This is a genomic window from Pseudonocardia nigra (assembly GCF_019396355.1).
Taxonomy (GTDB): domain Bacteria; phylum Actinomycetota; class Actinomycetes; order Mycobacteriales; family Pseudonocardiaceae; genus Pseudonocardia; species Pseudonocardia nigra.
The window spans coordinates 1-1250 of the sequence record NZ_JAHKRK010000471.1; the positions used below are offsets into that span (position 1 = coordinate 1).

The 1250-nt window shown below is 73.4% G+C and carries 1 protein-coding gene; it reads right to left on the bottom strand.

Annotated features, from left to right (window positions below):
* On the bottom strand, nucleotides 1-1128 hold a 1128-nt coding region (locus KME75_RS41655; protein WP_219420498.1), incomplete at its 3' end, for an IS110 family RNA-guided transposase.
* Nucleotides 1129-1250: the final 122 nt, after the last annotated feature.

The window sequence follows — 1250 nt, forward strand, 5'->3', positions numbered from 1 at the left end:
GTCCTTGCCGCGGGCGATGGCCTGGTTGTAGAGGTGCGCGGCCCAGGGGTTGGCTCGGCGGGAGTCGGCGGCGAAGTCGCAGACGGCGTCGCGGAGTTGCTTGTTGACCGCCCAGCGGAACGTGACGATCTCGTGCTTGCCGGACTGGCGGGTCGAGGGGGCGACGCCGGCCAGGCAGATCAGGGCTTCGGGGTCGGGGAAGCGGGCGCGGCAGTCGCCGATCTCGGCGAGCAGCCGGGCGGCGCGCACGGTGCCCGAGCGGGGCAGGCTGGTGAAGATCTGCCCGTCGGCGTGCAGGGCGAGCTGCTCGCTGATCTGCTCGGACAGTGCCTTGACCTGGGCGACGAGGCTGGCCAGCACGGTCAGCAGGGCGCGGGTGGTGTGCGCGGCCGCGGCGCCGTGCTCGCCGGTCGCGCCGGGCGGTGCGGTGCGCAGGTGGGCCAGCAGCACCGCGGGGTCCTTGCGGCCGCTGTAGCCCACGCTGGTCAGCCAGGCCGCCAGGCGCTTGACCGACAGCCAGTCGGCGCGGTCCTGGCAGTCGAAGCGGGTCAGGAACGCCAGGCTGATCGGCGAGTCGAGATCGGCGAACAGCCCGACCGCGCCGGGGAAGACGCGCTGCAGGTGCGCGCGCAGCTGGTTGGCCAGCGCGACCCGGTGCGCGACGAGGTCGCGGCGGGCGCGCACGGTGGCCCGCAGTGTCTGGGTGGCGGGGCTGTCCGGGGTGAGCGGGCGCAGTCGCGCCCGGTCGGTGCGCAGGGTGTCGGCCAGCACGTAGGCGTCGAACCGGTCGTCCTTGTTGCCGGCCGAGCCGTAGCGGCTGCGCAGGTTCTTGAGCTGATTCGGGCTGATCACGACGACGGTCAGGTCGGCGGCGAGCAGGGCCTCGACCAGTGGGCCGTCGCTGCGTTCGATCGCGACCTCGGTGACGCCGGTGCGACGCAGGCGGCCGACCAGCTCGGCGAGTCCGGCGCTGGTGTGGGCGACGGCGAACCGGACGTTGACCCGACCGGCCTGGTCCACCACGCAGGCGACGTGGTCGGTGCTGGCCCAGTCGATCCCCGCGGTCACCCCGTCCGGCGGCAACGCGGGCAGGGGCGACGGATTCGACGGTGTGGGGGCATACTGCATGACAGCCTCCTCGCTGCTAGCCCAGTGGGGAGGCACCCTTGTGTTCGGTGCCGGGACGCGACTGCCAGTGCGCTCACTGATCGGCGCTCGATGGCGCTCAGCCCTGTCGACGGTCGGCGCGT